The following is a 24560-nucleotide window of genomic DNA, read 5'->3' as shown; positions in this document are numbered from 1 at the left end:
CCGCTGACCTCCGTTTCCCTTAAGGAAACATTAGCTGGTTAAAGCTGGTTGATTAACCTTCCGCAACACGGCTGGACCGATTAGCGGATGCGACTGTGGCAGGAAGGGCCTTCAGAAACACCCCAGATTGTGCCACCGAACTGTGACAGCCGAAAGACCGTGGTTATGCGTATCTTGAATGGACTTTTACAAGCCTTCACATGCCCGGCGTTGACAGCTGTTTGACAGATTGGGGCAAAAACTCAGGCGGCAAGGCCCGGATCACCCGCCACGCCTCGCAGCTTTGGCGTGTTGGGCTTGACGGGTTTGATGACTTTTTGCATCTTGAGGTAGCTCTCCACCACCTCCCAGACCGGCGGGCCGGCGTTTTTGCTGGCTTCGGCCACCGGCGCCCAGCCGGCCACCTTGTAAGTCTTGCCGGCTTCAATGAGCTTGCCGCCCAGGCGCATGTCCTGGATGCGTTCGCCCATCTTGGCGCCGGGCTCGCAGGTATAGGTGAGGCCGCCCACACGCACCATGTCGCCGCCCTGCTGGTAGTACGGGTCGGGATTGAACAGGTTGTCGCCCACGTCTTCCAGGATGGTCTTGATCATGTCGCCGCGCATATCGGTCAGCGTGGTCCAGGGATAGCTGATGGCCGTCTGGTCCATCACATGCTCGCGCGTGATGGCCTGGCCGGGCAGTAGCGAGGTGCCCCAGCGGAATCCCGGTGAGAACGCGATCTCGGCGCCGCGCACCTTCATGAGCGCATCGAGGATGAGCTGGTCGAAGCTGCCGTTGAAATTGCCGCGCCGGTAGAGCGTGCCTTCTGTCACTGCCAGTTTTTCGCCGAGTTTGGCGCTGTAAGGCGCCCTCACCTTCGCGATCAGTTCGTTCATGGCTGCGTCGGCCGGCAACAGATTGGCGAACACCGGCAACAGCCGGTAATTGAAGCCGGCCACCTTGCCGTCCTTGACCTCAAGGTCCAGCATCCCCAGGAACTTGCCGTTGCTGCCGGCGTTGGTCACGATGGTCTGGCCGCCCGGGTTTTTAACGATGACGGGCACCGGCACGCCGTCGTGGGTATGGCCGCCCAGGATCGCGTCTATGCCGCTCACGCGCGAAGCCATCTTGAGGTCCACGTCCATGCCGTTGTGGCTCAGCAGCACCACGGCCTGGGCACCCTTGGCGCGCGCCTCGTTGACGGTCTCCTGCATCTCGCTTTCGCGGATGCCGAAGGTCCAGTTGGGCGTGAGCCAGCCCGGGTTGGCAATCGGCGTATAGGGAAAGGCCTGGCCGACGATGGCCACCGGCACGCCGTTCATTTCCTTGATCACGTAGGGCTTGAATACCGGGTCGCCGAAGTCGCTGGTTTTGACGTTTTGCGCGATGAAATCGACCTTGCTGGCGAAGTCCTGTTCGACGATTTTTTTGATGCGCTCCTCGCCGTAGGTGAAGTCCCAGTGGCCGGTCATCACATCCACGCCCAGCAGCTTGGCCGCGTCCACCATGTCCTGACCCTGCGTCCAGAGCGCGGTGGCGCTGCCCTGCCAGGTGTCACCGCCGTCGAGCAGCAAGGCGCCGGGGCGCCCGGCCTTGAGCTGTTTGACCAGGGTGGCGAGATGGGCGAAGCCGCCCACCTTGCCGTACTGGCGCGCGGCCCGTTCAAAGTCGAGGAAAGTCAGCGCGTGGGCCTGGGGCGTGCCCGACTTGAGGCCGGCCGCCTTGAGCAGGTGCTCGCCCACTAGGTGCGGCGCCTGCCCGCGCATGGCGCCCACGCCCAGGTTGACGGAGGGCTCGCGGAAATAAATCGGCAGCAGCTGGGCATGGCAGTCGGTCATGTGCAGCAGGTGCACATTGCCGCTGCGCGGCAGCTCGTACAGGCCCGCCGCCTGGGCGGCGCCGGCCTCGCGCTGCAGGGGGAAACCGGCGGCCAGGGCGGCCGCCATGACACTTGCGAATTCGCGGCGGGAGAGATTCATGGCGTTGGTCATCCTGCCCGGCGCGCCAGGCATGCTTTCAGGTTGCGGTCGGTCCGGGCGCCGGAGCGCCGCGGGTCACTTGTTGACGGGTGAGTTCGGGTCCAGCAGCAGCGCCATCACGTCGCGGATCTGCTGCTCGCTCAGGATGGACGCGTGGCCGAAGCGGGGCATGTCGGAACAGGCGTTGTAGGCCTTGGCGTTCCAGAGCTTGCCCCAGGTGTAGTCCACGATGGGCTTGCTTTCGGGCGAAGCCGGGTTGCTCACGCCGCGCAGCTTGCCGTAGTTGTAAAGGCTGGGGCCTATGGAGCCGAAAGACAGCTCGGCCTTGCTGATCTGGTGGCAGTTGTAGCAGCTGCCGCCGTTGGCCTCGCCGGGTTTGTCGCTCCAGGTCAGGCCGCGGCCGTTCTGCGCGATTTTTTCGCCCTCGCTCCAGTTGCCCAGGTACTTGCCGTCCGAAGGCGGCTTCACGGTTTGCAGGTTGGCCTCTTCAATGGACTTGGCCAGTTTTTCGTCCAGCGGCTTGCCGGCCGCTTCCGAGCAGGCCTGGTTGGAGGCGTCCAGCGTCAGCCGGTCCATCTTGGCGATGCCCTGCTCGCGGAAGGAGCTTTTGAGCACCTGCTGGGTGGCTTCATCGACCTGCTGGGCCGTGGGCGCGGTGGCGCAGCTGGACAGGAAAAAAGCCGCGAAAGCCAGGCCCGCCGCGGACAGCGCTGCTTGTGTGTAGGAAGTGTTCATGGGGATGTCCTGCCGGATTAACGTTTCAAGGCGGGCGCGATCGACACACCGCCCTTGCTGTTGACGCCCATGTACACGCCCAGGGCGATGGTGGCATCGGAGGCGTAGCCCGGGAAGGGAAAGCGCTGCTGCCGGTAGCAGTCGTTCAGGCGGCGCTGCATGCTCCAAAGGTCGCCGCTGGAGACGCGGTAGGCCGGCCAGGCGCCGAAGCCGTTGCCGGCGCCGGGCTGTTTGGTCAGGTTGGGCAGGTCCTGCAGGCGCACGCGCTTGTTGTCCTCGCCGTGGCAGGACGCGCAGGAAAAGTCATACGGGCCGCCGCGAAGGTAAAACACCTTCTTGCCGACTTCGTACATCAGTTTTTCCTTGGCATGCGACTGCGGCACATTGAACGCCATGTCGCGCGACTCGGCCGAGATATAGGCCACCAGGGATTCGATCGATTTCTGCTCGCCCGCGCCGAAAGGGGTCTTGGCGATCTCGGCGGCGCTAAAGCCCTGCAACTGTTCCATGCAGGTCAGCAGGCGCGACTCCAGGTCCTGCACGCGCTGGGTGTCGGTGAAGAAACGCGGCAACTCGACAAAAGCGCCCTTGACCACGCCCGGCCCCTTGCCCAGGTCGCATTTTTCCAGCGAGGCGTTTTTCGGGCCGCGCGCCTGTTTCCAGAGAGCCTCGCCCTTGGCTTCGTAGAGCTCGGCCGGGTTGCCGTCGGCCAGCATGGCGCGGTATTCGGCAATGCCTTCGGCCGTGCTCTTTTGCGCCGCCGCCGGCAGCGGCAAGGCTGATACGGCGGCCAGGGCCGCCAGCCCAAACAGGCTCAATTTCATCGTGCTCTCTCCTCAAATATCGTTGTGGGCGGCCGGGGCCGCAGCGCGCAAACCGGCGGGGAACTCAGGAAATGACGGCCTCGTCGGTGCGCTTGTCGCCGTGGTTGTCGGTCCAGCTCACAGCGATTTTGTCGCCGGCCTTGCCACCCTTGAAGCTGAACTGCACAAAGGGGTTTTTGGAGACGGCCGTGCCCCACTGGGCGCTCATGACGGTCTTGCCGTTCCAGGTGGCGCTGATGTTCTGGATGAACCAGGCCGGCACGGTCTTGCCGGCGGCATCCTTGCGCTGGCCGCTTTCCATTTCATGGCTCACGAGCACACGCACCGTGGTTTTATCGCCTTGGGCCTGGGCCCGGATCCGCATTGGGTCTGACATATCTTGTTCCTTTCAGTCGTTAGGGTCGCGAGGCTCAGCCGCCGCAGCCGCCCAGGGTCACTTTGACTTCCTTCACCGCATAGAAGTACTTGTCGCCGGCCTTGGCCAGCGCATAGACATTGGAGGACTGGCCCATCTTGATATTGGTCGAGACATTGGCATCGGTGCCGGCCGGGATCTCGAACATGGCGGCCAGCGCGCTGGGGTTCTTTTCAACGACCAGAGCGATCTGTGTGGTATTGGCGATATTGCTCTGGGCGCCCACGCGCACCACGTTGCCGTTTTCGGCGATCTCGGGCGCCTGCAGCAGCAGGTCCTTGCTTTCAACCGGCGCGCTGGTGGCGCCCATGGCCTTGGCCGCGTCGGCCAGGGATTTGCTCTCAAAAGCGGCCTTGTTCCAGCCCGGGGCGTTTTGCGCGTAGGCCGGGCTCAGGCCCGAGGCGGCTGCCAGCGCCAGCGCCGTGGCACCGGAACTGCTGGCCAAAAAATCACGACGTTCCATGGTTGAACTCCTCTTTTATATAACTTGAATGTCTTAAAAACTTAGCCCGATTGGACACCAAAAACCGAAAAATCCGGGAGGGTATTTCTCCCAAGCATGCCTCAAAAAAACACCGCCGGCCCGCCGCCCCTACTTCGCCGCGCCCTGCACCAGCCATTGGGAAATCTGCGCCGACTCCGCCGCGCTCAAAGCCTGCGGCGGCATCGGAACCGCACCCCAGACACCCTGCCCGCCTGCCTTGATTTTGCCCGAGAGGTAATTCACCGCGTCGGCACGATCCTTATATTTGTTGGCTATATCCTTGAAGGACGGCCCCACCAGTTTGTTGTCCATGCCGTGGCAGGCCACGCAGGCATTTTTCTGCAGCAGCGGCATCACCGACGCAGCGCCGGCGGCCGCCGTCTTCACCACGGCCGCCACCGGGATCGCGGCGGGCGGGCGCTCGGCCTGCGCCACGGCGCTGCCCGATTGTGCCGCCGCGGCCGAGGCCGGCCTTGTCGTGTCCACCCCGCGGCTTTCGCCCACCCCGCGGGACTGCTCGGCCAGGTTGCCATGGGCGTTGCGCGCATAGTCGGGCAAAAAGCTTTTGACCACCACTTCGGCCTTGCAGTTCACCATGCAGTTCGAGCCCTGCACGTCGGGCCTGGCCGTGCCGCCCAGTTCCTTGCCGGGCCACATCGCGTGCGCCGTCGTCATGCCATTGCGGTTGGGCAGACGCTCCTGCACCTCGCGAATGTTGGCGTCCGACAGCGTGAAGTCTTCCGGCAGCACATTGCCCAGGAACAGGATGTAGGCCGTCGCGGCATAGACCTCATCGGCCGTCAGCGTCTTGGGCGCGGTCCAGGGCATGGCGCGGTTGATGTAGTCCCACAGCGTCGACAGCGTGGAGACTTTCATCAGCGTGGTGCGGTTGGGCTGGTTGGCGCCCGGCATCAGGCCGTCGACCCGGCCGCTTTTCACGTCCTGCGCCGTGGTGCCGCCGGCGATCGGCGTGAACACCTCGGACGACTCGGCAAAACTGCCGTGGCAGGAGGCACACTGCGCCTCCCACAGCACTTCACCCTGGCGCACCGAGCCCTGCCCCTTGGGCAGGCCCTTGAAATCGGGCCGCACGTCGATGTCCCAGGCCTTGACTTCGGCGGGCGTGGCGGTCCGGCCGACGCCGGCCAGCGCCGCCTGCCGCGCGGCGGCTTGCGTTTGCGCGAATGCCGTGCCCATCGTGCAAAGGCAGACGAGCACCAGCAGCGAGCACCGGGCGCGTTTAAACCTGGACATTTTTCACCTCGCCGTTTTCTTCCAGCGACCACGACTGGATGGCGTTGTTGTGGTAGATGCTGCGCGAGGCGCGCACCTTGCGCAGCTCGTTGTAGCTCGGTTGGATCTGCCCGGTTTCGTCCACCGCGCGGCTCTGGAAAATCGCCGGCTTGCCGTCCCAGACGAAGTCGGCGTTAAAACGCGTGAGGCACTTGGCCAGCACCGGGCCTTCAAGCCGCGCCTGCGTCCAGTTGCGCCCGCCGTCGACCGAGACATCGACCCGGCGTATCTTGCCGCGACCGCTCCAGGCCAGGCCCGTGATGTTGTGAAAGCCTTTTTGCAGCAGCACCTGGCCGCCGCTGGGCGAGGTGACCACGCTTTTGACCTCCTGGATGCTGGTGTACTGCCGGTGCAGGCCGCTGGGCTGCAGGTCCACATAGTGGATGGTTTCGTCCTTGGCGCCGTAGGGCATGTCGCCCACTTCGATGCGGCGCAGGTATTTGACCCAGCTCACGCCCTGCACGCCGGGCACGATGAGCCGCAGCGGGTAGCCGTTTTCGGGCCGCAGCATTTCGCCGTTTTGCCCGTAGGCGACCAGCACCTCGCCGCTCATCACCAGGCCCATGGGAATGGTGCGTGTCATGCCCGATCCGTCGGCGCCTTCGGCCAGGATGAATTTGGCGCGCTTGAGGTCGGCGCCGCAAAGCTCCAGCAGGGTACGCAGCGGCACGCCGGTGAATTCGCTGCAGCTCAGCATGCCGTGGGTGTACTGCACCGTCGGGACGGCGGCATTGCCCCACTCCATGCCGGTGTTGGCGCCGCACTCGATGAAGTGCATGCGGCTCACGCTGGGCAAGCGCATCAGCTCGTCCATGTTGAAGACCATGGGGCGCTTGAGCATGGCCTTGTCGGAGCCGTTCAGCATCAGCCGGTGTTTGGAGGGGTCTATGTCCCACCAGCCCTGGTGGTGGCGCTCAAAGTGCAGGCCGCTGGGCGTGATGATGCCGAACAGGCCCTGCAAGGGGCAAAAACTCACGCTGGCCTGGCTCACGCGCGTCAGGCCCGGGCTTTCGCGGCGCTGCAGGTTTTTCTCGAACTCGCTGGGCAGGCCGTAGCCGCGAGCCGCCACCGGCTGGCCCAGGCCCTTGCTGTGCGGCGGAAGGTTCAGGATTTCAGGTTCGCCTTCGGCGGGCATCGCCGCGCCCTGCGCGACGGCCCGGCCCGCGGCCACGGTGCCGGCCGCGGCGGCAAAGGCGCCGGCCAGAAAGCCGCGGCGCCCTGCCCGCACTTCTTGTATCTGCTCGCGCGAAAGAAAGTTTTCGGGCGCGCGCTGTAGGAATCTGTTCAGCATGGGTGGCGTCTTTCGGTTCAGGCGTCCTGCAGGCCGGGGCGCGGCGACAGGCTTTGCCCCGGCGGCAGCGCGCCCGGCTCGTCCAGTTCGATGGCGATCTGGGTGCAGACACTGCGGCACAGCGCCACGGCTTTTTCGCTTTGCACCCGGTAAATCACCTGGGTGCCTTCCCTGCGCTTGGCCAGCACACCGGTGCGGTACAGCACGGCCAGGTGCTGGGAAAGATTGGGCTGGGTGGTGTCGATCTCGGCCAGCAACTCGTTGACGGATTTTTCGCGTTCGCACAGGGCGCTGAGCACGCGCAAACGCATGGGCGTGGCGAGTACGGCGAACAGCTCGGCGGCCAGCTCAAACACCCGGCCCCGTTCCACCTGGGCACTGGCCTGGATCATCTCGTCCATAGTGACTTCTTCTTAATATAAGCAATGACTAATATTATTCCGATAAACCAGGAGGGCGTCCCCCGTGAATACCCTTGGCCGCCCCCTGAAATTGGTGAATATCACCAAGTCGGTGCCAAAGCCCGAAAAAGGTGTTGCCGCGCCGCACTTCCTCCCTCTGTAGCAGGTGTAATAAACCCCTGAAAGTCATCCCCGCGTGATATAAAACTTTTGTTGCTTACGGGTTGTTACCTGGGACCTTTATAAAATAATACTTATGTATTCAAAAAACAAACTTTTCTCGGGCGGGATCACTGTTCTTCTTGCCATCCTGGCCAACGGCCCGGCGCACGCGGAAGTCGACGCACTGGTCAGCAACGCCCGCAGCCTGCTGGACCAAAGCCAGGCGCAAAAAGCCTTCGACCTGCTGGAGCCGCAAGAGGCGGCGCGCGCGGGCGACCCGGATTTCGACACCGTGCTGGGCATTGCCGCCAACGAGACCGGCCAGTACACCCGCGCGGTATTCGCCCTGGAACGCGTGCTGGCCGTGCAGCCCAGCAACTCCCGGGCACGCGCCGAACTCGGCCGCGCGCTGTTCTCCGTCGGTGACACCAAGGCCTCGCGGCAAGTGCTGCTGGAAACCAAGCAGGACAACATCCCGGCCGAGGCCGCTGCCACCATCGACCAGTTCCTGCAGGCCATAGACCGCACCGAGGAAGCCGCCCGCTCGTCGGTCAAGCCCTTCCTGGAAGCCAGCGTAGGCTACGACACCAACATCAACAGCGGCCCCGGCAACCCGAACGTGGCCGTGCCCGCTTTCGGCGGCCTGATCTTCACGCTCAATCCCGCCGGCGTCGAAACCAAGGACGCCTTCATGAGCCTGGGCGGCGGCCTGTCGGCCCGTTACGTGGTGGATCCGCGCTGGTCGCTGATCGGCAACGTCTACGGCAACGCCCGCGTCAACAGCAAATACAACGACTTCAACACCGGCCAGGTCGATGTCAATTTCGGCGCCAGTTACCGCTACGACAAACACGAGTTCTCGGGCGTGGTGCAGGCCGGGACCTACACCGTGGCCGGCTCGCGCGCCCGCGACCAGTTGGGCCTGGTCGGCGAATGGACTTACCGCATCGACGGCTTTCGCCAGTGGAGCACCTACATCCAGTGGGGCGACCTGAGCTACCCCGGCCAGTCGCTGCGCGACGCGACCCGCACGGTGGTCGGCACCTCCTATGCCCATGCCTTCCGCGACAGCAACATCGTGGTCTTCGCGGGCGGCTACATCGGCACGGAAAAAGAGCACGCCGCGGGCGTACCGCAACTGGGCCATGACCTTGTCGGCCTGCGCACCGGCATCCAGAAAACGCTTTCGGACGCGCTGGCGCTGTTCGGCAGCCTCGCTTATGAAGACCGCAAATACGGCGGCGCCGACCCGCTCTTCCTCGTCACCCGCCATGACAAGCAGTGGAACCTGAACATCGGCCTGAACTGGGTGCCCGCCAAGCTGTGGCGCGTCACGCCCCAGCTGGCCCTGACCTCGGTGAAATCCAACGTCGCGATTTCCGACTACAAGCGCAGCCTGTTCTCGGTGACGGTGCGCCGCGATTTCTGAACCGCGGTGCCGACTGAACACGCCCGCCCCCGCCCAGACAGCCCCATGAAAACCCGACGGGAATTTCCCCTCAGACGCGCCGCCCTGTCGGTCGTGGTTGCGGCGGCCTTCCCCGCCCAGTCCTTCGCCGCCGGCTCGGCCGGCGTCGCCCAGTTCATCGCCGGCGACGTCAACGTGCTGCGCGCCAACGGCAAGGCTGAGCCCCTGGCCAAGGGCAAGCCGCTGGAGAGCGGCGAATCCATACTGACGGGCACGGCCGGCCGTGCCCAGGTGCGGTTTTCCGACGGCGGCCTGGTGTCCCTGCAGCCCAATACCGAGTTCAAGATCGCCAACTATGTCGACGAGGCCGACCCCAAGCAGGACCGCTTCCTGGTCGACCTGCTGCGCGGCAGCATGCGCGCCATCACCGGCCTGATCGGCAAGCGCAACCGCGAGAACTACAAGGTCACCACCACCACGGCCACCATAGGCATACGCGGCTCAGGCTTCAGCGTGGGCTACAACCCCGACGGCTCCCTGGGCATCACGACCGAGCTGGACGCCATCGAGGTCTGCAACGCAGGCGGCTGCGTGGGCCTAACGGCCGGCGAATCGGTGCGGGTCATCAACAGCTCCGAAGCACCGGTTCGCACCAATGTGCGGGCCAATGTGCCTACGCCCGCACCGGAACGCGAGCCGGTCACCGTGGGCGACAAGGTCGACGACAAGGGCACACCCACCGTCGTCCCTCCCCCTCCTCCACCCCCTCCCAAGCAGACGCCCGTCACACCGGCGCCCGTCAAACAGGTGTTCACCGACCTGGCCGCGGCGGTTGCGTTCACCGACAGCACGACGACCAGCTCGGTGGTCGAAAGCTACTACCCCGAGGCCGGCACCGCCGTGCTGACCAGCTTTCTGAGCGGCAAGCCTATCGACTTCGACAGCATAGACAGCCGCGACGTCCGGACCCAGTTCCGCAGCACGCCCGGCCTCACCAGCATGGAAAAGGGCGCGCTGGGCGTGCCGTCCGATCCCGACTTCGTCGGCTGGGGCAGCTGGGTGACGGGACAAAAAATCGTGTCGGGCTCGACCACCGCGATTGAATCCGTTCACTTCGTGATGGGCCGGCCGACGCCGACGGCCCAGATGCCGGCCGACAACATGCAGGGCACTTACCAGCTGGCCGGCGGCACCGCTTTCTCCAGCCTGCTGGGCGCGGGCCAGCTTGTCGGCGGTTCGCTGGTCGCCAACTTCGGCGCCTACAGCCCGGGCCAGGGCTATGGCAGCCTGGACCTCACCACGCGCTTCGGCGGTAACGACTACGGCATCAGCAGCAACGTCGACATCAACAACTCGAAAATCACCAACACCTCGGGCACCAATGTCACCGGCTTTTTCACCGGCAACAATGCCAGCCGCGCCGCGCTGGTCTACAGCGCCCCGTCGGTAACCGGCACGGGCCCCAGCACCGGCCAGGTTTCAGGCGCGGCCGTTTTCCAGCAGATCAACCTGGTCCTGAGACCGCCGCTCTGAGCAGGGCCGCCCCCGTAGCTCCCCCACAGCAGCCCAGTGCGAACCGCCAAAAAATACCCGGAGAAACCACCATGACCCCGCATATCAAGCTCCAACACACCGCCCTGGCCATGGCGCTGGCCGCCATTTACCCGCTGCAGGCTTTTGCCGCGCCTTCCGCCGGCGTGGCCCAGTTCATCTCCGGCGATGTCAACGTGCGCCGCGCGGACGGCGCCACCACGGCATTGGTCAAAGGCAAGGACATCGAAAGCGGCCAGGCCATACTGACCGGCGCCAGCGGGCGCGCGCAAGTGCGCTTCACCGACGGCGGCCTGGTGTCCCTGCAGCCCAACACCGAATTCAAGGTGGCCAACTATGTCGACAAGGCCGATCCCAAGGAAGACCGTTTCCTGGTTGACCTGCTGCGCGGCAGCATGCGCGCCATCACCGGCCTGATCGGCAAGCGCAACCGCGAAAACTACAAGGTCACCACCACCACGGCCACCATAGGCATACGCGGCTCCGGCTTCAATGTGGGCTACAACCCCGACGGTTCGCTGGGCGTCACGACCGAGCTGGATGCCATCGAGGTCTGCAACGCCGGCGGCTGCGTGGGCCTGACGGCCGGCGAATCGGTGCGGGTCGTCAACAGCACGGATGCGCCCGTGCGCACCAACGTGCGGGCCAATGTTCCCACGCCCGCACCGGAACGCGAGCCGGTCACCGTGGGCGACAAGGTCGACGACAAGGGCAAACCCGAGCTGGTCAAGTCCGTCGGGCCCGTAACGCCACCCCCCCCCACGCCGCCCGCGCCTCCCCCACCGCCCCCGCCACCCGACCCCAACACCGGCACCTTCACCAACCTGACGGCTGTCGCCCACTACCACTTTCCGCCGGTCACCTCCGACCCCAACGGCAGCTTCACCGGCCCGGTGGCGTCCGCCTCCGTCGTGATGAACACCGGCAAGGTCAGCGAATTCGAGTCGTCCGGCAACGTCTTCACGCCCACTGTCAATACCGCGGCCGGCTCATTCGGCTCCATGGCCAACAACGACTTCATCGGCTGGGGCAACTGGGCCAGCGGCTCCAAGAACGGTGCCACCAACCTGGCCCAGCTGCACTACATCGTGGGCCAGGCCACGCCGGTCCTGCCCACCACCGTGGGCATCTCCAGCTACACCCTGATCGGCGGTTCGGCACCCACGTCCTACACCGGCACCAGCGGAACGCTCAACAGCGCGACCTTCTCGGTCAACTTCGACCCGGTCCAGGCCGGAGGGCCCATGCTCAGCGTGAACATCAACACCTCCTTCGGCAACGTGGTGGAAAACTTTGTCTACTTCTCGAGCTCCAGCTTTGCCAGCGGCAGCGGCGCCGTCAAGGGCATGTTCACCGGCTCGAACGCCAACCGCGCCGGCCTGGTCTACACCGGCAGCTTGTCGCCCGCCGGCTCGTATTCCGGCACTGCGATCTTCCAGGCGCCTTAAGAAGCCGCAGCAGATTCGAGGTAGAAAGCGATCTCGCGCTGCGTGGCCTCGGGGCCATGCACGGCCAGCGCCTGCGCCCTGCCCGCCTCGCCCATCCGCCGGCACAGCCCGGCGTCGCCCGCCAGCCGCGTCACCGCGTCATAGGCCTCCTCCTGGGACTGGACCAGCAGGCCCGACACCGTGTGTTCCATGACTTCGGCATAACCGCCGCGGGCATGGGCCACCACCGGCAGCCCGGCCGCCATGGCTTCCACCACCACCCGGCCGTAAGCCTCCGTGGAAGCCCCCGTGCGATAGAAGAAGGCGTCAAGCGAGCGGTAAAAATCGGCCGCGCTTTCGGTGCCGGCCGGCAGCAGTTCCACCCCCTCGACACCCTGCAACGCGGCCGCCAGGCAGGTTCCCCCCATGATGCGCAGCTTGAGGCCGCGGCTGGCCAGCATGCGGTAGAGCGCTGGGTCTTGCGGATGGTGTTTGTCCGGCGCGTCGCGGCTGACGCGGCCCACGGTAAAAGGCCGGTCCGCTGCCCGCGCGAAACGCTCATCCGCCACCGCGAGAAAAGGCTGCAGGTCCATCAGGCTGCGCGCGATGCGGCCGGGCAGGCCCACGCTGAGCTGAAGCATCCTGGAGACGAACACCAGTTCCGGGTCCAGGCCCGTGCTGTCGCGCAAGGCCTCCATCGCGGCAAACAGCTGCGCGTGGTTGGCCAGGTTGTAGAACAGGATGATTTTTTCAAAACCGGCGTACTTGAGCCAGATGCCTGGCCGCATGTGCACGCCGGCAATCAGCAAGGTGCCGCCCCGGGGAAACTGCTGGGCAAAGGGCTGTATGGTCGCGACGCCCTGCCCCGCGTAGGCCGGATGCGGCGGCACGTCGGACCAGAGCTTGACCGGCCGGCGGCCCTCCAGCAAGCGGCGTATGTCCAGCAGCTCGCGTTCCGCGCCGGTAAAGGCCTCGCTGAAACGCCCGAGCAGGTGCAGGGTGGTGGGCTGTGCGGAGGGAGCATTCATGCTGCGCCGATTATCCCTGCGATCCCCCGTTGCCAAGGGGGCCGCTGCCACATAATCCGGGCTATGCACAACACGCCTGCGAGCGCTCCCGAAGACAGCCAAAGCTGGATGCAGCGCGGCGCGCAGCTGCATGCCGAGGGCCGGCTCGAGCAGGCCCTGATCGCGTTTGAGCAGGCCCTGGCGCTGGCACCCGATGACGTCAACGCCGCCTCGGCCTGCGCCACGCTGCTGTCCGCGCTCTCCCGGCCCGCGGCCGCCTACAAGGCGCTGCTCTCGGTCGAGGCCGCGCTGCTGCAGACCGCCGACGGCGCGGCCAACCTGGCCATCGCCGCCGAAAGCTGCGGCGACCTGGCCCGCGCCAGCATGGCCTACCAGCGCGCGCTGGCGCTGGACCCCTTGCATGCGCGCGCCCTCAACAACGTCGGGCTGATGGCCGCCGCGCAGGGCCAGTGGGAGGCCGCGCTGGCCTGCGCCCGCAAATGCCTGGCGCAAGACCCCGGCCACGCGCCCTACCACGTCAACCTCAGCGACTACCTGTGCGGCGCCCGGCGCTACCCCGAGGCGCTGGCCGCGCTCGAAGCGGCGGCCCTGCGCTTTCCGCACGACCTGGACATACGCATACGCGGCGCGGCCGTGCTGGCCTTCAATGGCGACTTCGACGCATCCCGCGAAGCCAGCCAGCGCTTTGATGCCGACACCCTGGCTTACTTTCGCGACTTCCTGGGCCGCGCCATCGCACCGGCCTACCTGGACCACAAGCTGCGGCTGCCGCAGGGCGAGCTCCCCGACGCCCGGCAGCTTTATTGCGGCCAGGTCTATGAGGCCATGACGGTCTGCGACTGGCGGGAGAACGAACGCCTCACGGCCACGCTGCGCCAGATGCTGGACGAATGCCTGCGCACCGGCCGGCGCCGCGACTGGCGCGACGCGCAGTTCTACGGCCTGATGCTGGACATGGACGAGAACGAGCTCGCCCAGGTGCGCAATGTCTCGGTCGCGAAAATCAGCGAAAGCGTGAAAACGGCCCTGCCGCCCTTCGCGCGCCGCGCCGCGCCGGTGGGCCGGCGCGACGAGCGCATCCAGGTCGGCATGGCGGTACAAAGCCTGCGCGACGAGCGCCATGCCCACGCGCTCAAACGCCAGCTCGCGCTGCACGACAGCAGCCGCTTTGCCATCCATGTCTACTCGCCCACGCGGCACCCGGAGCTTGCACACGCCGAGATGCTCAAGCCGCATGCCGCCAGCGTCACCGAGATCGCCCATATGTCGGACGTCGAGGCCGCCGGCCGCATGCGCCTGGACCAGCTCGACCTGTTTGTCGACATGGCCTTCGACACCGCCTGGTGCCGGCCCGAGATACCCGAGCTGCGCGTCGCGCCCGTGCAGCTGCGCCAGCTCACCTGGCACCGCCACAACCCGCCAAGGCCCTGCGACTACAACATGTCCGACCGCTTTGTGCACCCCGACGGGCTGGACCTCGCGCCCTACGGCGCCGTCGTGCGCCTGCCGCACAGCTGCTGGCTGGCCGCCCATGACGAGACGCCGGAACCCGGCTGGGACAGCCGCGAGCAGGCCGGCCTGCCGGCCGACGCGCTGGTGCTGTGCGCCACCGTGCCCTCGGTCATGCTGGACCCTGCCAGCTTCGCCGCCTGGATGAAAATCCTGCGCTCGCTGCCCGACGCGGTGCTGTGGCTGCCTGCCTACAGCCTGGCCATCGCCGCCAACCTGGTGCGCGAGGCCAATGCCGCCGGTGTGCATGAAAGCCGCCTCATCTTTACCCACAGGCTCACGCGCGCCCAGTCCCTGGCCTGCCTCCGGCATGCCGACCTGTTCCTGGACACCTTGCGCTTTAACGCCAACCTGGGCCTGGAAGACGCCTTGCGCATGGGGGTTCCGGCTCTCAGCTGCGCCGGCGAGAGCATGGCTTCGCGCCTGGGCGGCAGCATCATTCGCGCGGCGGGTTTGCCGCAATGCGTGATGGAGAGCCGGCCGGCTTATGTGGCCGAAGCCCTGCGCCTGGGACGCGACCCGCAGGCCCTGCAGCAGCTGCGGCAAAGCCTGCAGGCGGGCAAGGCCGCGGCGCCGCTGTTTGACCTGCCGGCACGCGTGCGCGAATGGGAATCGGCCTGGGCCGCGATGGCCGAGCGCTCACGCGCCGGGCTGCCGCCCACGGCCTTTGACGTAGCCGCCGCTTAGGGTGCTTGGCGCTCAGGCGGCGGATTTACCGGCCGGCACGGGCAGCTCACACACCTCGCCCGTGGGCGCCAGGCCGGCCTGGGCCTTGGCTTCAGCGATGCCCACAGCGCGCGGCAAGGCCACCTGGTTTTTCACCGCCGTGAGCTCGGCCAGGATGGAAATCGCGATCTCGGGTGGCGTCTTGCTGCCGATATACAGGCCTATGGGGCCGTGCAGCTTGCCCAGTTCCTCTTCAGTCATGTCAAAGTGCTCGGCCAGGCGCTCGCGGCGGCGCTGGTTGTTCAGGCGCGAACCGATCGCGCCCACGTAAAAAGCCGGCGAGCGCAGCGCCTCCATCAGCGCCAGGTCGTCCAGCTTGGGGTCGTGCGTGAGCGCGATCACCGCGCAGCGCGCGTCCAGCTTCATGGCCTGCACCACGTCGTCGGGCATGCCGGTGGCCAGCTCCACGCCGTCGACCTGCCAGCTGTCCCGGTATTCCTCGCGCGGGTCGCACACCGTCACGGCGTAGTCCATGCCCTGGGCGATCTGCGCCACAAAACGCGAGAGCTGCCCCGCGCCAATGATCAGCAAACGCCAGCGCGGCCCGTGCAGGGTCACCAGCGCGGCTTCGGACACCTGCATGGACTGGCTGGGCTGGGCCGTGCCCAGGGTGACGGCGCCGGTATGCAGGTCCAGCCGGCGCGCCACCAGCTCGCCGGCCTGCAAGCGCCGCAGCAGCTCGTCCACCTGGCTGGCCGCCGACAGCGGCTCTATGGCCAGCTCTATGGTGCCGCCGCAAGGCAGGCCGAAGCGGCGTGCCTCGTCGGCCGAAACGCCGTAGGTGACGATGGCCGGCCGCGCGCGGTCCAGGCCCTCGCGGCGCGCCCGGTCAATCATGTCGTCCTCAATGCAGCCGCCCGAGACCGAACCCACCACCCGGCCGTCTTCACAGATCGCCAGCATGGAGCCTTCGGGCCGCGGGCTGGAGCCCCAGGTCTTGAGCACGGTCACCAGCTCGCAGCGCAGGCCCGCGGCCAGCCACTGCGAGGAGGTTTTCAGAACTTCGAGGTCTATATTGTCCATGCGCCGGATGCTAGCAGCCCGTGCCCATTTCCGCCTCGGCCCATCGCCAATTCCCTCATGCCTTGGCCAGGTTGTCGTTCAGCGGCAGCGTGCGCACCCGCTTGCCGGTGGCCGCGAACACCGCATTGGCCACCGCCGGCGCCACCAGCGCCGTCGCCGGCTCGCCGATGCCGCCGGGCTTTTCGGTGCTGGGCACCAGCGTAATGTCCATCACCGGCGCTTCGTGCATGCGCAGCACCGGGTAGTCGCCGAAATTGCTCTGCTGCACCCGGCCCTTGTCCAGCGTGATCTGGTTGTTCAGCGCCGCCGACAGGCCGAAGACGATGCTGGACTGGATCTGCGCCTGCACCGTGTCGGGATTGACCATGCGGCCCAGGTCGGCCACCACCGTGATCTTGTGCACCGTGACCTGGTTGTCCTTGACCGACACCTCGGCCACCTGGGCCATATAGGTGTCGTAGCCCTCCATCAGCGCGATGCCGCGGCTGCGGCCGGCCGGCGCCGGCGTGCCCCAGCCGGACTTGTCGGCCGCGAGTTTGAGCACATTGGCAAAACGCGGCTGCTTCTCGAGCAGCGACATGCGGTAGGCATACGGGTCCTTGCCCGCGGCCAGCGCCATTTCGTCCACAAAACTCTCGTTGGCAAAGGCATTGAGCGCATGGCTCACCGAGCGCCAGTAGCCCACGCGCAGCCCGCTGTCGTGGATCACCAGGTCGTACTGGGTGTTCGGGATGTCGTAAGGCATGACGCCGGCCTCGGCCATGAACGGGTCCAGCGTGTCCTTGGGCAGGCCGAAGGCGCGCTGCGTGATGGACTGCGACGTCACCTTGAAGTTGAGCGCCACCGGCTTGCCGTCGGCCCCCAGGCCGGCCGAAAGCTGGTTGACCGCCATGGGCCGGTAAAAGTCGTGCGTGGTGTCGTCCTCGCGGCTCCAGAGCAGCTTGACCGGCTTGCCCACGGCCTTGGAGATCTGCGCCGCCTGCACGATAAAGTCCAGCTCCAGCCGCCGGCCGAAGCCGCCGCCCAGAAAGGTGGTCTTCAGCGTGATGTCCTCGGGCTTGATGCCCAGCGCCGCGGCCACGCTGCCTTCTGCGCCCTGCTGGAACTGCGTCGGGCCTATCAGCAGGATTTTGCCGTTCCTGTAGTCGGCCGTGAAGTTCATGGGCTCCAGCGTGGCATGCGCCAGCAGCGGCGACACGTACTCGGCCTTCAGCGTCTTGGCCGCGCCCTTCATCGCGCCGGCGGCATCGCCCTTGGGCGCCACGATGGGAATCGGCTTGCCGCTGTCGGCCGCCTTGCGTATGCCGTCCAGCATGCTGGCATTGCTGATGGCCGCGACCGGGCCTTCGTCCCACTGCACCGTCAGCGCCTGGCGCGCCTTGAAAGCATGCCAGTAGCTGTCGGCCACCACCGCCACGCCGTCGGGAATCTGCACCACGTCGATCACGCCGGGCATGGCCTTGGCCTTGGCGGCGTCAAAGCTGGTGACCTTGCCGCCTATCACCGGGCATTGCTGCAGGCTGGCATACACCATGCCCGGCAGCTTCACGTCGATGCCGAACTCCGCCGTGCCGTTGACCTTCATTGGCGTGTCCAGCCGCTTGGTGGGCTTGCCGACCACGGTGAAGTCCTTCGGGTCCTTGAGCGCCACCTTCTCGGGCACCGGCAGTTTGGACGCAGCCTCGGCCAGCGAACCGTAAGTCGCCTTCTTGCCCTTGGGGCCTATGACCATGCCGTTCTCGGCCTTGAGCGTCGAAGCGTCCACATTCCATTTGGCCGCCGCCGCGGAGACCAGCATGCTGCGCACCTGGGCGCCGGCAATGCGCAGCTTCTCCCAGCCGTCGCGCACCGAGGTCGAACCGCCGGTGATCTGCGCGCCCAGCAAGGCATTGGTGTAGACCTTGCCCGGCGGCGCGATCGCGACCTTGACCTTGCGGATATCGACGTTGAGCTCCTCGGCGATCAGCATGGGCATGGAGGTGTAGACGCCCTGCCCCATCTCGGAGCGGGCCGAGATCAGCGTGATGGTGTTGTCGTCAGCAATGTGTACCCAGGCATTCGGGGTGTACAGCGTGCCGGCGGCCTGCACGGCCGAGGGCACGCCCAGCGTGACGCCCAGCATCAGCCCGCTGCCCGCGACGGTCAGGGCCGATGAGGTCTTGAGGAAGCTGCGGCGATCAAGGGAGACCAGTGTGTTGGTAGTCATGATCGTTCTCCTCAGGCTTTGCGCATGGTGGAAGCGGCATCCTTGATCGCCGCCTTGATGCGCGGGTAGGTGCCGCAGCGGCAGATATTGCCGCTCATCGCGGCGTCGATGTCGGCGTCGCTCGGGTTCTTGTTGGCCGTGAGCAGGGCCGCCGCGCTCATCAGCTGGCCCGACTGGCAGTAGCCGCACTGCGGCACGTCATGCTTGATCCACGCCACCTGCAGCGGGTGCGTGTTGTTGCGCGACAGGCTTTCAATTGTCGCCACCTTCTGCCCCGCCGCCGCCGACAGCGGCGTCTGGCAGGAGCGCACAGGATTGCCGTTGAGGTGCACGGTGCAGGCGCCGCACAGCGCCGCGCCGCAGCCGAACTTGGTGCCGGTCATGCCCAGCTCATCGCGTATCACCCACAGCAGGGGTGTGTCGGGTTCGGCATTGACGGAAACGGCCCGGCCGTTCACGTTGAGTTTGGTTGTCATCTGGAGTCCCCTTTTTTGGAATATGGCAGGGCCCCCAGAAATCAGTCAGCTACTACCCGAGGGCCTTGCGCGACTGATGCTACGACCGGGCACAAGGGGGTATCCGGGTAGAAACCCTTGGCTGAAACAAAGTGTCGAGAAGTTTTCTCAAGATGAGACATGGGGACCTGATTGACGCGCCAGGGCTGGTCCCGATCAGCTTCCCGGATGACAGGTGCAGCCATTGAGCCCCAGCCACCCGGCGCGGTGCAGCAGGTCGCGTGACCGCACCCATGCCCATCGCGCCAGCACCTGCGCAGGCGGCCCGTAAAACCCTCCGAACAGGATGCAGGGGGCCAGGTTGAGCACTTCGTGCCACCAGCGGGCAGGTATGTACAACACGTCCCCGGGTTCCAGGTCGACCACCAGAAAGTCTCCTTGCGGAGCGCCTGAGGCCGCAAGTTCAAGCGCGCCGGCCCTGGACAGCCTTGCCCATGAATCGTATTTGGCCGCTACCGCCCCCAATCGCTCCACCGTCCCGGGGCGCACAAGGTGAAAGCGCTTCCTGCCCACGACCTGAACCGCGAGGTTGTCGAGGTAGTCATGGTGGAGCCCCGTGCGCGCCCCGGCCGGTCCAATCCAGCTTTGCAGCGAGCGGATGGACCGGGGCGGGAATATTTCTGAATGCATGAGGTCAAGCCGCAATCGCGGCATGGCGTCGAGCAGGTCAAACTCTTTGAGGTACAAGGACTGGCTTTCGCTGACTCCATCTTCTTGCAGGGATTCAAGATAGAGGCGCAGCGTGGACGCCACAAAATTTGTGCTCCCCCGCTCCCGATCGCCGGAAACGAGTCGCACCGGCATATCGGGTGCCTTCACGGCAAGACCCGCGAAAGTCCATTGTTTCACCGCAGGCCAGTGGGCGGCGAGGCCCCTGAACACTGCAGGAGTCCGATGGCGGCACAACTGGCCGGCTCCGCCCAATGCGGCGTCAGCAAGAGGCATCATGAAGGCTTCTCCCTTCATCTCGCCGGTGCAGCCACGTAGCGCAGGCCACCCCAGGCCATTCGCAATGCGCCGGGCGTGGCACGAATCGCAAACCTGCAGCCTTGCACGGCCAGGCGCCAAACGCCAATACGACCCGCCCGGACATCGTGCAGGCAGAAGGTGGCAAGACAGGCGGTCAAGTCCATCGCCAGGTAAAGCGATGCGGCAAGCATGGCCAGCACGCCCCGGCCACGGCTCACCTGGGCCGCGGTCAACACGTCAAGCGCGACATGGCGGTGGCCGATCTCTTCTGCGCAATGCCACCGCCAGAGGCGAAGCTGCGGCGCCGTTCCGTTCCCCAGCCACGGGCTGCGTGGGCGCAGAATTTCCTCGGACAGCAAGGCCGTCAATTGCTCAAACGCCGCGGCGAATGCCAGCCTCGTGGCCAGGCTCCTGGATGCGATTTCAGCGACTGCCGACGCAATGCGCTGCTCCAAACCTTGCGCCGGCCCGTGCTCGGCCAGCCGGTCGTTATAGAGCCGGTGGGCGCGTTGGTGGGCCGCTTCCTCGCGGACAAACCGGTTCACTTCGTCCCGCAGTGCCGGCGACACGGCGGGCTTTTGCGCCTCCCGCAGCCAATCCGACACTGCATCCATGACAAACTGCTCTCCGCTGGGAAGCAGAAGCGAGACGCTGTCAAAGAGCCTGGAACGAAAGGCATCGCCATCGTTCCACCACAGGCCCGCAAGCCCCGCATCGGCAGAAGCTGGTGCCGGCGTCACGCGCCGGCCCCGCCTCGCACTGCCGGCCGGCCTGGTATTTTTTTACCCATGCCGGCTATACGCCCCAGTACCCATCGCAGCATCCCGAGAGGCATGGCTTTCCACAAAAAGCACAAGCGCGACAGCGGCACCTTGCCTCGCAGCAAGACACCGTAATCAAGGGACTGCTGGTGGGGAAAGTAGTTCGGGAGCACCGCCACGATCTCACGAAAACCCTTTTGGTAGTAATAGCGAAGCTGCGCATCGCGCGGCCACTGCTCGCGGCGCGAATACACGTAGTCTTCGACACCAAGGCTTGGGTCATCGGCCAATGCGCGCTTGAGGCCGGGTATGGGAGAGCCAAGGTAGATCTCCCGATAACCTTGTTTCAACGCATAGGGCCAAAAGAACTCGAACACCGAGGCGGCGGCGCGTGGATCAACGCTGGTCAGGCTGATGCCAAAGAGGCGGCTGGGTGCAGCGGGTGCGCTGCCGCGGCCCGGCGCTGAACAATCAGCCCATGAACTGGCGTTCCGGATGTCCGTGAGGTCCACCGGTTTCATGAACAGGGAGGCAAGTGCTTCGCCGGTGCCAGGGCAAAAAGCGCCCACGCAGAGCCCGGTGTAGTGGTCTATCCGCTGGCGCAAGGCTTCTTCATCAGCGGCTTGTTGCTCATTCCACTGGCGCCGCTCCAATCGCATCAGCGCGGCAAGGTCGTCGGGACGAAGAAATCGGGTACATGGTGATGGAGTCATTACGGGGGAAATTGCGAAAAGTTCACTGTGAACATCGCGCGTGACGCAGCAATGACATGTGAACCTCGCCCCCTCGGGAATTCGTATCCAGTTGTTGTGAGTTACCCCGCCACCCGATCCCGAATCTGCTGCAGCGCCGCCGGGTCATCCATGGTCGTCAAGTCCCCCGGGTCCCTGCCCTCGCACACCGCCTGAATCGCACGCCGCAGCATCTTGCCGCTGCGGGTTTTGGGCAGGGCCGATACGAAGTGCACACGCGCCGGCCTTGCGACAGCGCCCAGGTCGCCGTCCACGCGTTTCATGATTTCGCCTTCGAGCTTCATCGCCGCCGCGTTGTCGGTGAGCGCACTCGAATCCTTGGGCACGGCAAACGCCATGGCGACCTGGCCCTTGAGCTGATCGGCCACGCCGATCACCGCCACCTCGGCGACGCCGGCATGGCCTGAAATGCTTTCCTCGATCTCGCGCGTGCCCAGGCGGTGGCCGGCGACGTTGATCACGTCGTCGGTACGGCCCAGGATGAAAAAGTAGCCGTCCTCGTCGCGTATGCCCCAGTCAAAGGTGGAATACACCATCTTGCCGGGCACGCTCTTCCAGTAGGTGTTGAGGAAGCGCGCGTCGTCCTTCCAGATGGTCTGCATAAAACCCGGCGGTGTCGGGCCTTCGATGACGACCACGCCTTTTTCATTGGGCTGGGTCAGCTCCTCACCGGTGGACTCGTGCAGTATCTTGACCTTGTAGCCGTACATGGGCACGCCGGGGCTGCCGAAGCGGCTGGGCTTTTTTTCGACGGCATTGGCGATGGTGATGATGGGCCAGCCTGATTCGGTCTGCCAGTAGTTGTCGATGATGGGCACGTTCAGGCCCTCGCTGATCCAGCGCGCCGTGGGTTCGTCCAGCGGCTCGCCGGCCAGGAAGAAGGCGCGCAGGCTGGAGAGGTCGTGTTTTCTGAGCAGGCCCGGGTCCTGCTTTTTGAGCACGCGCACCGCGGTGGGCGCGCTGAACATGCCGGTGACCTTGTATTTCTCGACCAGGCTCCACCAGATCGCGGCGTTGGGCTGCTGGTCCATGCCTTGTGTGGGCAGGCCTTCGTACATGATGGTGGCCATGCCGGCGATCAGCGGGCCGTAGACGATGTAGCTGTGGCCGACCACCCAGCCAATGTCGCTGGTCGAAAAATAGGTCTCGCCGGCGCGGCCGTCGAAGATGTGTTTCATGCTGGCGGCCAGCGCCACCGCATAACCACCGGTGTCGCGCTGCACGCCCTTGGGCTTGCCGGTGGTACCGCTGGTGTAAATGGTGTAGCTGATGGCGCTGGAATCCAGCCATTCGCAGTGCACCTGGGCGTGCATGTACTTGGCGCGCAGGGTTTCCCAATGCAGGTCGCGGCCGGCCACCATGGGCATGGGCGCCAGGCCGCGGTCCACCAGCAGCACGGCTTCGGGCTGGTGCTTCGCCAGGCGAATCGCTTCGTCAAGCAGCGGCTTGTAGGCCACGACTTTGCCACCGCGCGAGCCGGCGTCTGCGCTGATGATGACGCGCGGCGTGGCATCGTCGATGCGCGAAGCCAGCGAGCCGCTGGCAAAACCGCCGAACACCACGCAGTGGATGGCGCCTATGCGCGCGCAGGCCAGCATGGCAAAGGCGGCCTCGGGGATCATGGGCATGTAGATCAGCACCCGGTCGCCCTTGACCACGCCCATGGCCAGCAGGCTGGCGGCCATGCGCTGCACTTCGGCATGCAGTTCCTTGAAGCTGTAGGTTTTTTCGGCACCGGTTTCGCTGGAGACGTAGATCAGCGCGGCCTGGTCGGGCCGATCCTTGAGGTGCCTGTCGACCGCGTTGTGGCACAGATTGGTTTGCCCGCCCTCAAACCACTGAACAAAAGGCGGCTTGTCGTCGTTGCAGACGCGGGTGAAGGGCTTGTGCCAGTCGATCAATTTCGCCTGCTCGGTCCAGAAGGCCTCGGGCTGCTCTATGGACTGGCGGTAAAAGTCTGCGTAACTCGTCATGTCTTGTCTCCGTTTTATTTTTGGGATTCTTCAGATTTTGACGACCACACGGCCGCGCACTTTGCCTGACATCAAGTCGGCCGCTTTTTCGGCGGCACGGGCCAGCGGCACCTCCTCGACCATGGCTTCCAGTTTGGCCGGGTCCAGGTCGCGGGCCAAGCGCTCCCAGGCTTGCTGGCGCTTTGCCAGCGGCGCCATCACGCTGTCTATGCCGCACAGCGTCACGCCGCGCAGGATGAAGGGCATCACCGTCGCCGGGAAATCCGCGCCCTGGGCGAGACCGCAGGCCGTCACCACGCCGCCGTAGCGCGTCTGCGCGCAGGCATTGGCCAGGGTGTGCGAGCCTACGGCGTCGACCACCGCGGCCCAACGTTCTTTTTGCAGCGGCTTGCCGGGCGCCGAGAGCTCGGCCCTGTCCATCACACTGCTGGCACCCAGCTGCTTCAAGTAAGCCTCTTCGCTGGCCTTGCCGGTGGCAGCCACCACGCTGTAGCCCAGCTTGCCGAGCAAGGCCACCGCCACGCTGCCCACGCCGCCGGTAGCGCCCGTGACCAGCACCTCGCCGTCATTGGGCTTAATGCCGTGCGCCTCCAGCGCCAGCACGCTGAGCATGGCGGTATAACCGGCCGTGCCTATGGCCATGGCCTGGCGAGTGGTGAAGGCCGCCGGCAGCTTGACCAGCCAGTCGCCCTGCAGGCGCGCGCGTTCGGCCATCAGACCCCAGCGCGTTTCACCCAGGCCCCAGCCGTTGTGCACAAACCGGTCGCCGGCCTTCCAACCCGCGTGGGTGGATTCGAGCACCGTGCCTGCGCCGTCAATGCCCGCGACCATGGGCCAGCTGCGCACCACCGGCCCCTTGTTGGTGATGGCCAGGCCGTCCTTGTAATTGAGGGTGGAATATTCGACCTGCACCAGCACGTCGCCGGCGGGAAGCTGGGCTTCATCGGTGTCGGCCATGGCGGCCAAAAACCCGGCCTCGGACTTGCTGAGCAAAAGGGACTTGAACACGGTGTTGTCTCCAGAGGGTTGCTTGTCTCAGGGCCAGAAATGCTGAAAAATCGGTAAAACTGAATTCTTAATTATGGATAACGGGCTTTCAGGAGGCTGACGAGCACCCACAGCTCCTGTTCAACAGCTCAAGATCCG

21 protein-coding genes are annotated in these 24560 nt (G+C 65.6%); 4 read left to right on the top strand and 17 right to left on the bottom strand.

From position 1 onward, the window contains the following. Positions 1-242: 242 nt before the first annotated feature. The 8 genes from soxB to AC1D09_RS08920 form a co-directional block, all read right to left on the bottom strand. Entirely contained in the window at positions 243-1961 is a 1719-nt protein-coding gene (gene soxB / locus AC1D09_RS08955) for a thiosulfohydrolase SoxB (RefSeq protein ID WP_477661647.1), read from the bottom strand. Between the two features lie 75 nt (positions 1962-2036). Beyond that, a complete protein-coding gene (gene soxX / locus AC1D09_RS08950; RefSeq protein ID WP_477701019.1) occupies positions 2037-2696 on the bottom strand; it encodes a sulfur oxidation c-type cytochrome SoxX in 660 nt (219 codons plus the stop codon). Between the two features lie 17 nt (positions 2697-2713). Beyond that, entirely contained in the window at positions 2714-3520 is an 807-nt protein-coding gene (gene soxA, locus AC1D09_RS08945) for a sulfur oxidation c-type cytochrome SoxA (protein ID WP_477661645.1), read from the bottom strand. Positions 3521-3584: 64 nt separating this feature from the next. Further along, the gene (gene soxZ / locus AC1D09_RS08940) at positions 3585-3896 is read right to left on the bottom strand and encodes a thiosulfate oxidation carrier complex protein SoxZ (RefSeq protein ID WP_007871154.1); all 312 of its coding nucleotides are present in this window, start codon (positions 3894-3896) and stop codon (positions 3585-3587) included. 34 nt (positions 3897-3930) lie between these two features. Then, positions 3931-4398, bottom strand: a complete 468-nt coding sequence (gene soxY, locus AC1D09_RS08935) for a thiosulfate oxidation carrier protein SoxY (protein WP_477661644.1) — start codon at positions 4396-4398, stop codon at positions 3931-3933. A gap of 129 nt (positions 4399-4527) precedes the next feature. Then, the gene (locus tag AC1D09_RS08930) at positions 4528-5673 is read right to left on the bottom strand and encodes a c-type cytochrome (protein WP_477661643.1); all 1146 of its coding nucleotides are present in this window, start codon (positions 5671-5673) and stop codon (positions 4528-4530) included. Next, positions 5660-7003 carry a sulfite dehydrogenase gene (gene soxC, locus AC1D09_RS08925; RefSeq protein ID WP_477661642.1) on the bottom strand — a complete coding sequence of 448 codons (1344 nt, stop codon included), beginning with the start codon at positions 7001-7003 and terminating at the stop codon, positions 5660-5662. The genes AC1D09_RS08930 and soxC overlap by 14 nt, the downstream gene beginning before the upstream one ends. A gap of 17 nt (positions 7004-7020) precedes the next feature. Further along, entirely contained in the window at positions 7021-7404 is a 384-nt protein-coding gene (locus AC1D09_RS08920) for an ArsR/SmtB family transcription factor (protein WP_477661641.1), read from the bottom strand. Between the two features lie 256 nt (positions 7405-7660). Here AC1D09_RS08920 and AC1D09_RS08915 point away from each other — a divergent pair, with 256 nt between their 5' ends. From AC1D09_RS08915 to AC1D09_RS08905, 3 genes are all read left to right on the top strand, one after another. Beyond that, positions 7661-8995 carry a surface lipoprotein assembly modifier gene (locus tag AC1D09_RS08915; protein ID WP_477661640.1) on the top strand — a complete coding sequence of 445 codons (1335 nt, stop codon included), beginning with the start codon at positions 7661-7663 and terminating at the stop codon, positions 8993-8995. 45 nt (positions 8996-9040) lie between these two features. Further along, positions 9041-10507, top strand: a complete 1467-nt coding sequence (locus AC1D09_RS08910) for a FecR family protein (RefSeq protein ID WP_477661639.1) — start codon at positions 9041-9043, stop codon at positions 10505-10507. A gap of 71 nt (positions 10508-10578) precedes the next feature. Further along, positions 10579-11973 carry a FecR family protein gene (locus AC1D09_RS08905; RefSeq protein WP_477661638.1) on the top strand — a complete coding sequence of 465 codons (1395 nt, stop codon included), beginning with the start codon at positions 10579-10581 and terminating at the stop codon, positions 11971-11973. On the opposite strand, the gene AC1D09_RS08900 is transcribed toward AC1D09_RS08905, so the two are convergent. Continuing rightward, on the bottom strand, positions 11970-12980 hold the full coding sequence (locus tag AC1D09_RS08900; RefSeq protein ID WP_477661637.1) for a glycosyltransferase family 4 protein: 1011 nt from the start codon (positions 12978-12980) through the stop codon (positions 11970-11972). The genes AC1D09_RS08905 and AC1D09_RS08900 overlap by 4 nt on opposite strands. A gap of 63 nt (positions 12981-13043) precedes the next feature. Between AC1D09_RS08900 and AC1D09_RS08895 the strand changes: the two genes are divergently transcribed. Then, a complete protein-coding gene (locus AC1D09_RS08895; RefSeq protein WP_477661636.1) occupies positions 13044-15176 on the top strand; it encodes an O-linked N-acetylglucosamine transferase, SPINDLY family protein in 2133 nt (710 codons plus the stop codon). 12 nt (positions 15177-15188) lie between these two features. On the opposite strand, the gene AC1D09_RS08890 is transcribed toward AC1D09_RS08895, so the two are convergent. The 8 genes from AC1D09_RS08890 to acuI form a co-directional block, all read right to left on the bottom strand. Next, complete coding sequence (locus AC1D09_RS08890; protein ID WP_477661635.1) at positions 15189-16238, bottom strand: XdhC family protein; 1050 nt, start codon at positions 16236-16238, stop codon at positions 15189-15191. A gap of 55 nt (positions 16239-16293) precedes the next feature. Next, positions 16294-18444 carry a xanthine dehydrogenase family protein molybdopterin-binding subunit gene (locus tag AC1D09_RS08885; protein WP_477661634.1) on the bottom strand — a complete coding sequence of 717 codons (2151 nt, stop codon included), beginning with the start codon at positions 18442-18444 and terminating at the stop codon, positions 16294-16296. Between the two features lie 11 nt (positions 18445-18455). Beyond that, entirely contained in the window at positions 18456-18920 is a 465-nt protein-coding gene (locus AC1D09_RS08880) for a (2Fe-2S)-binding protein (protein WP_477661633.1), read from the bottom strand. A gap of 195 nt (positions 18921-19115) precedes the next feature. Beyond that, on the bottom strand, positions 19116-19925 hold the full coding sequence (locus tag AC1D09_RS08875; protein WP_477661632.1) for a cupin-like domain-containing protein: 810 nt from the start codon (positions 19923-19925) through the stop codon (positions 19116-19118). Next, complete coding sequence (locus tag AC1D09_RS08870) at positions 19922-20668, bottom strand: metal-dependent hydrolase (RefSeq protein WP_477701018.1); 747 nt, start codon at positions 20666-20668, stop codon at positions 19922-19924. Before AC1D09_RS08870 ends, AC1D09_RS08875 begins: the two co-directional genes overlap by 4 nt. After that, the gene (locus AC1D09_RS08865) at positions 20665-21402 is read right to left on the bottom strand and encodes a hypothetical protein (RefSeq protein ID WP_477661630.1); all 738 of its coding nucleotides are present in this window, start codon (positions 21400-21402) and stop codon (positions 20665-20667) included. The genes AC1D09_RS08870 and AC1D09_RS08865 overlap by 4 nt, the downstream gene beginning before the upstream one ends. Before the next feature lie 101 nt (positions 21403-21503). Continuing rightward, positions 21504-23414 (bottom strand): propionate--CoA ligase, encoded by a 1911-nt coding sequence (locus AC1D09_RS08860; protein ID WP_477661629.1) that lies wholly within the window; start codon positions 23412-23414, stop codon positions 21504-21506. Between the two features lie 30 nt (positions 23415-23444). Further along, entirely contained in the window at positions 23445-24422 is a 978-nt protein-coding gene (gene acuI, locus AC1D09_RS08855) for an acrylyl-CoA reductase (NADPH) (RefSeq protein WP_477661628.1), read from the bottom strand. Between the last annotated feature and the right edge of the window lie 138 nt (positions 24423-24560).

The organism is Polaromonas sp. P1_A2, from assembly GCF_056406895.1.
The sequence above is the reverse complement of the archived record's forward strand: the minus strand, read 5'-3'. Positions and strand labels throughout refer to the sequence as shown.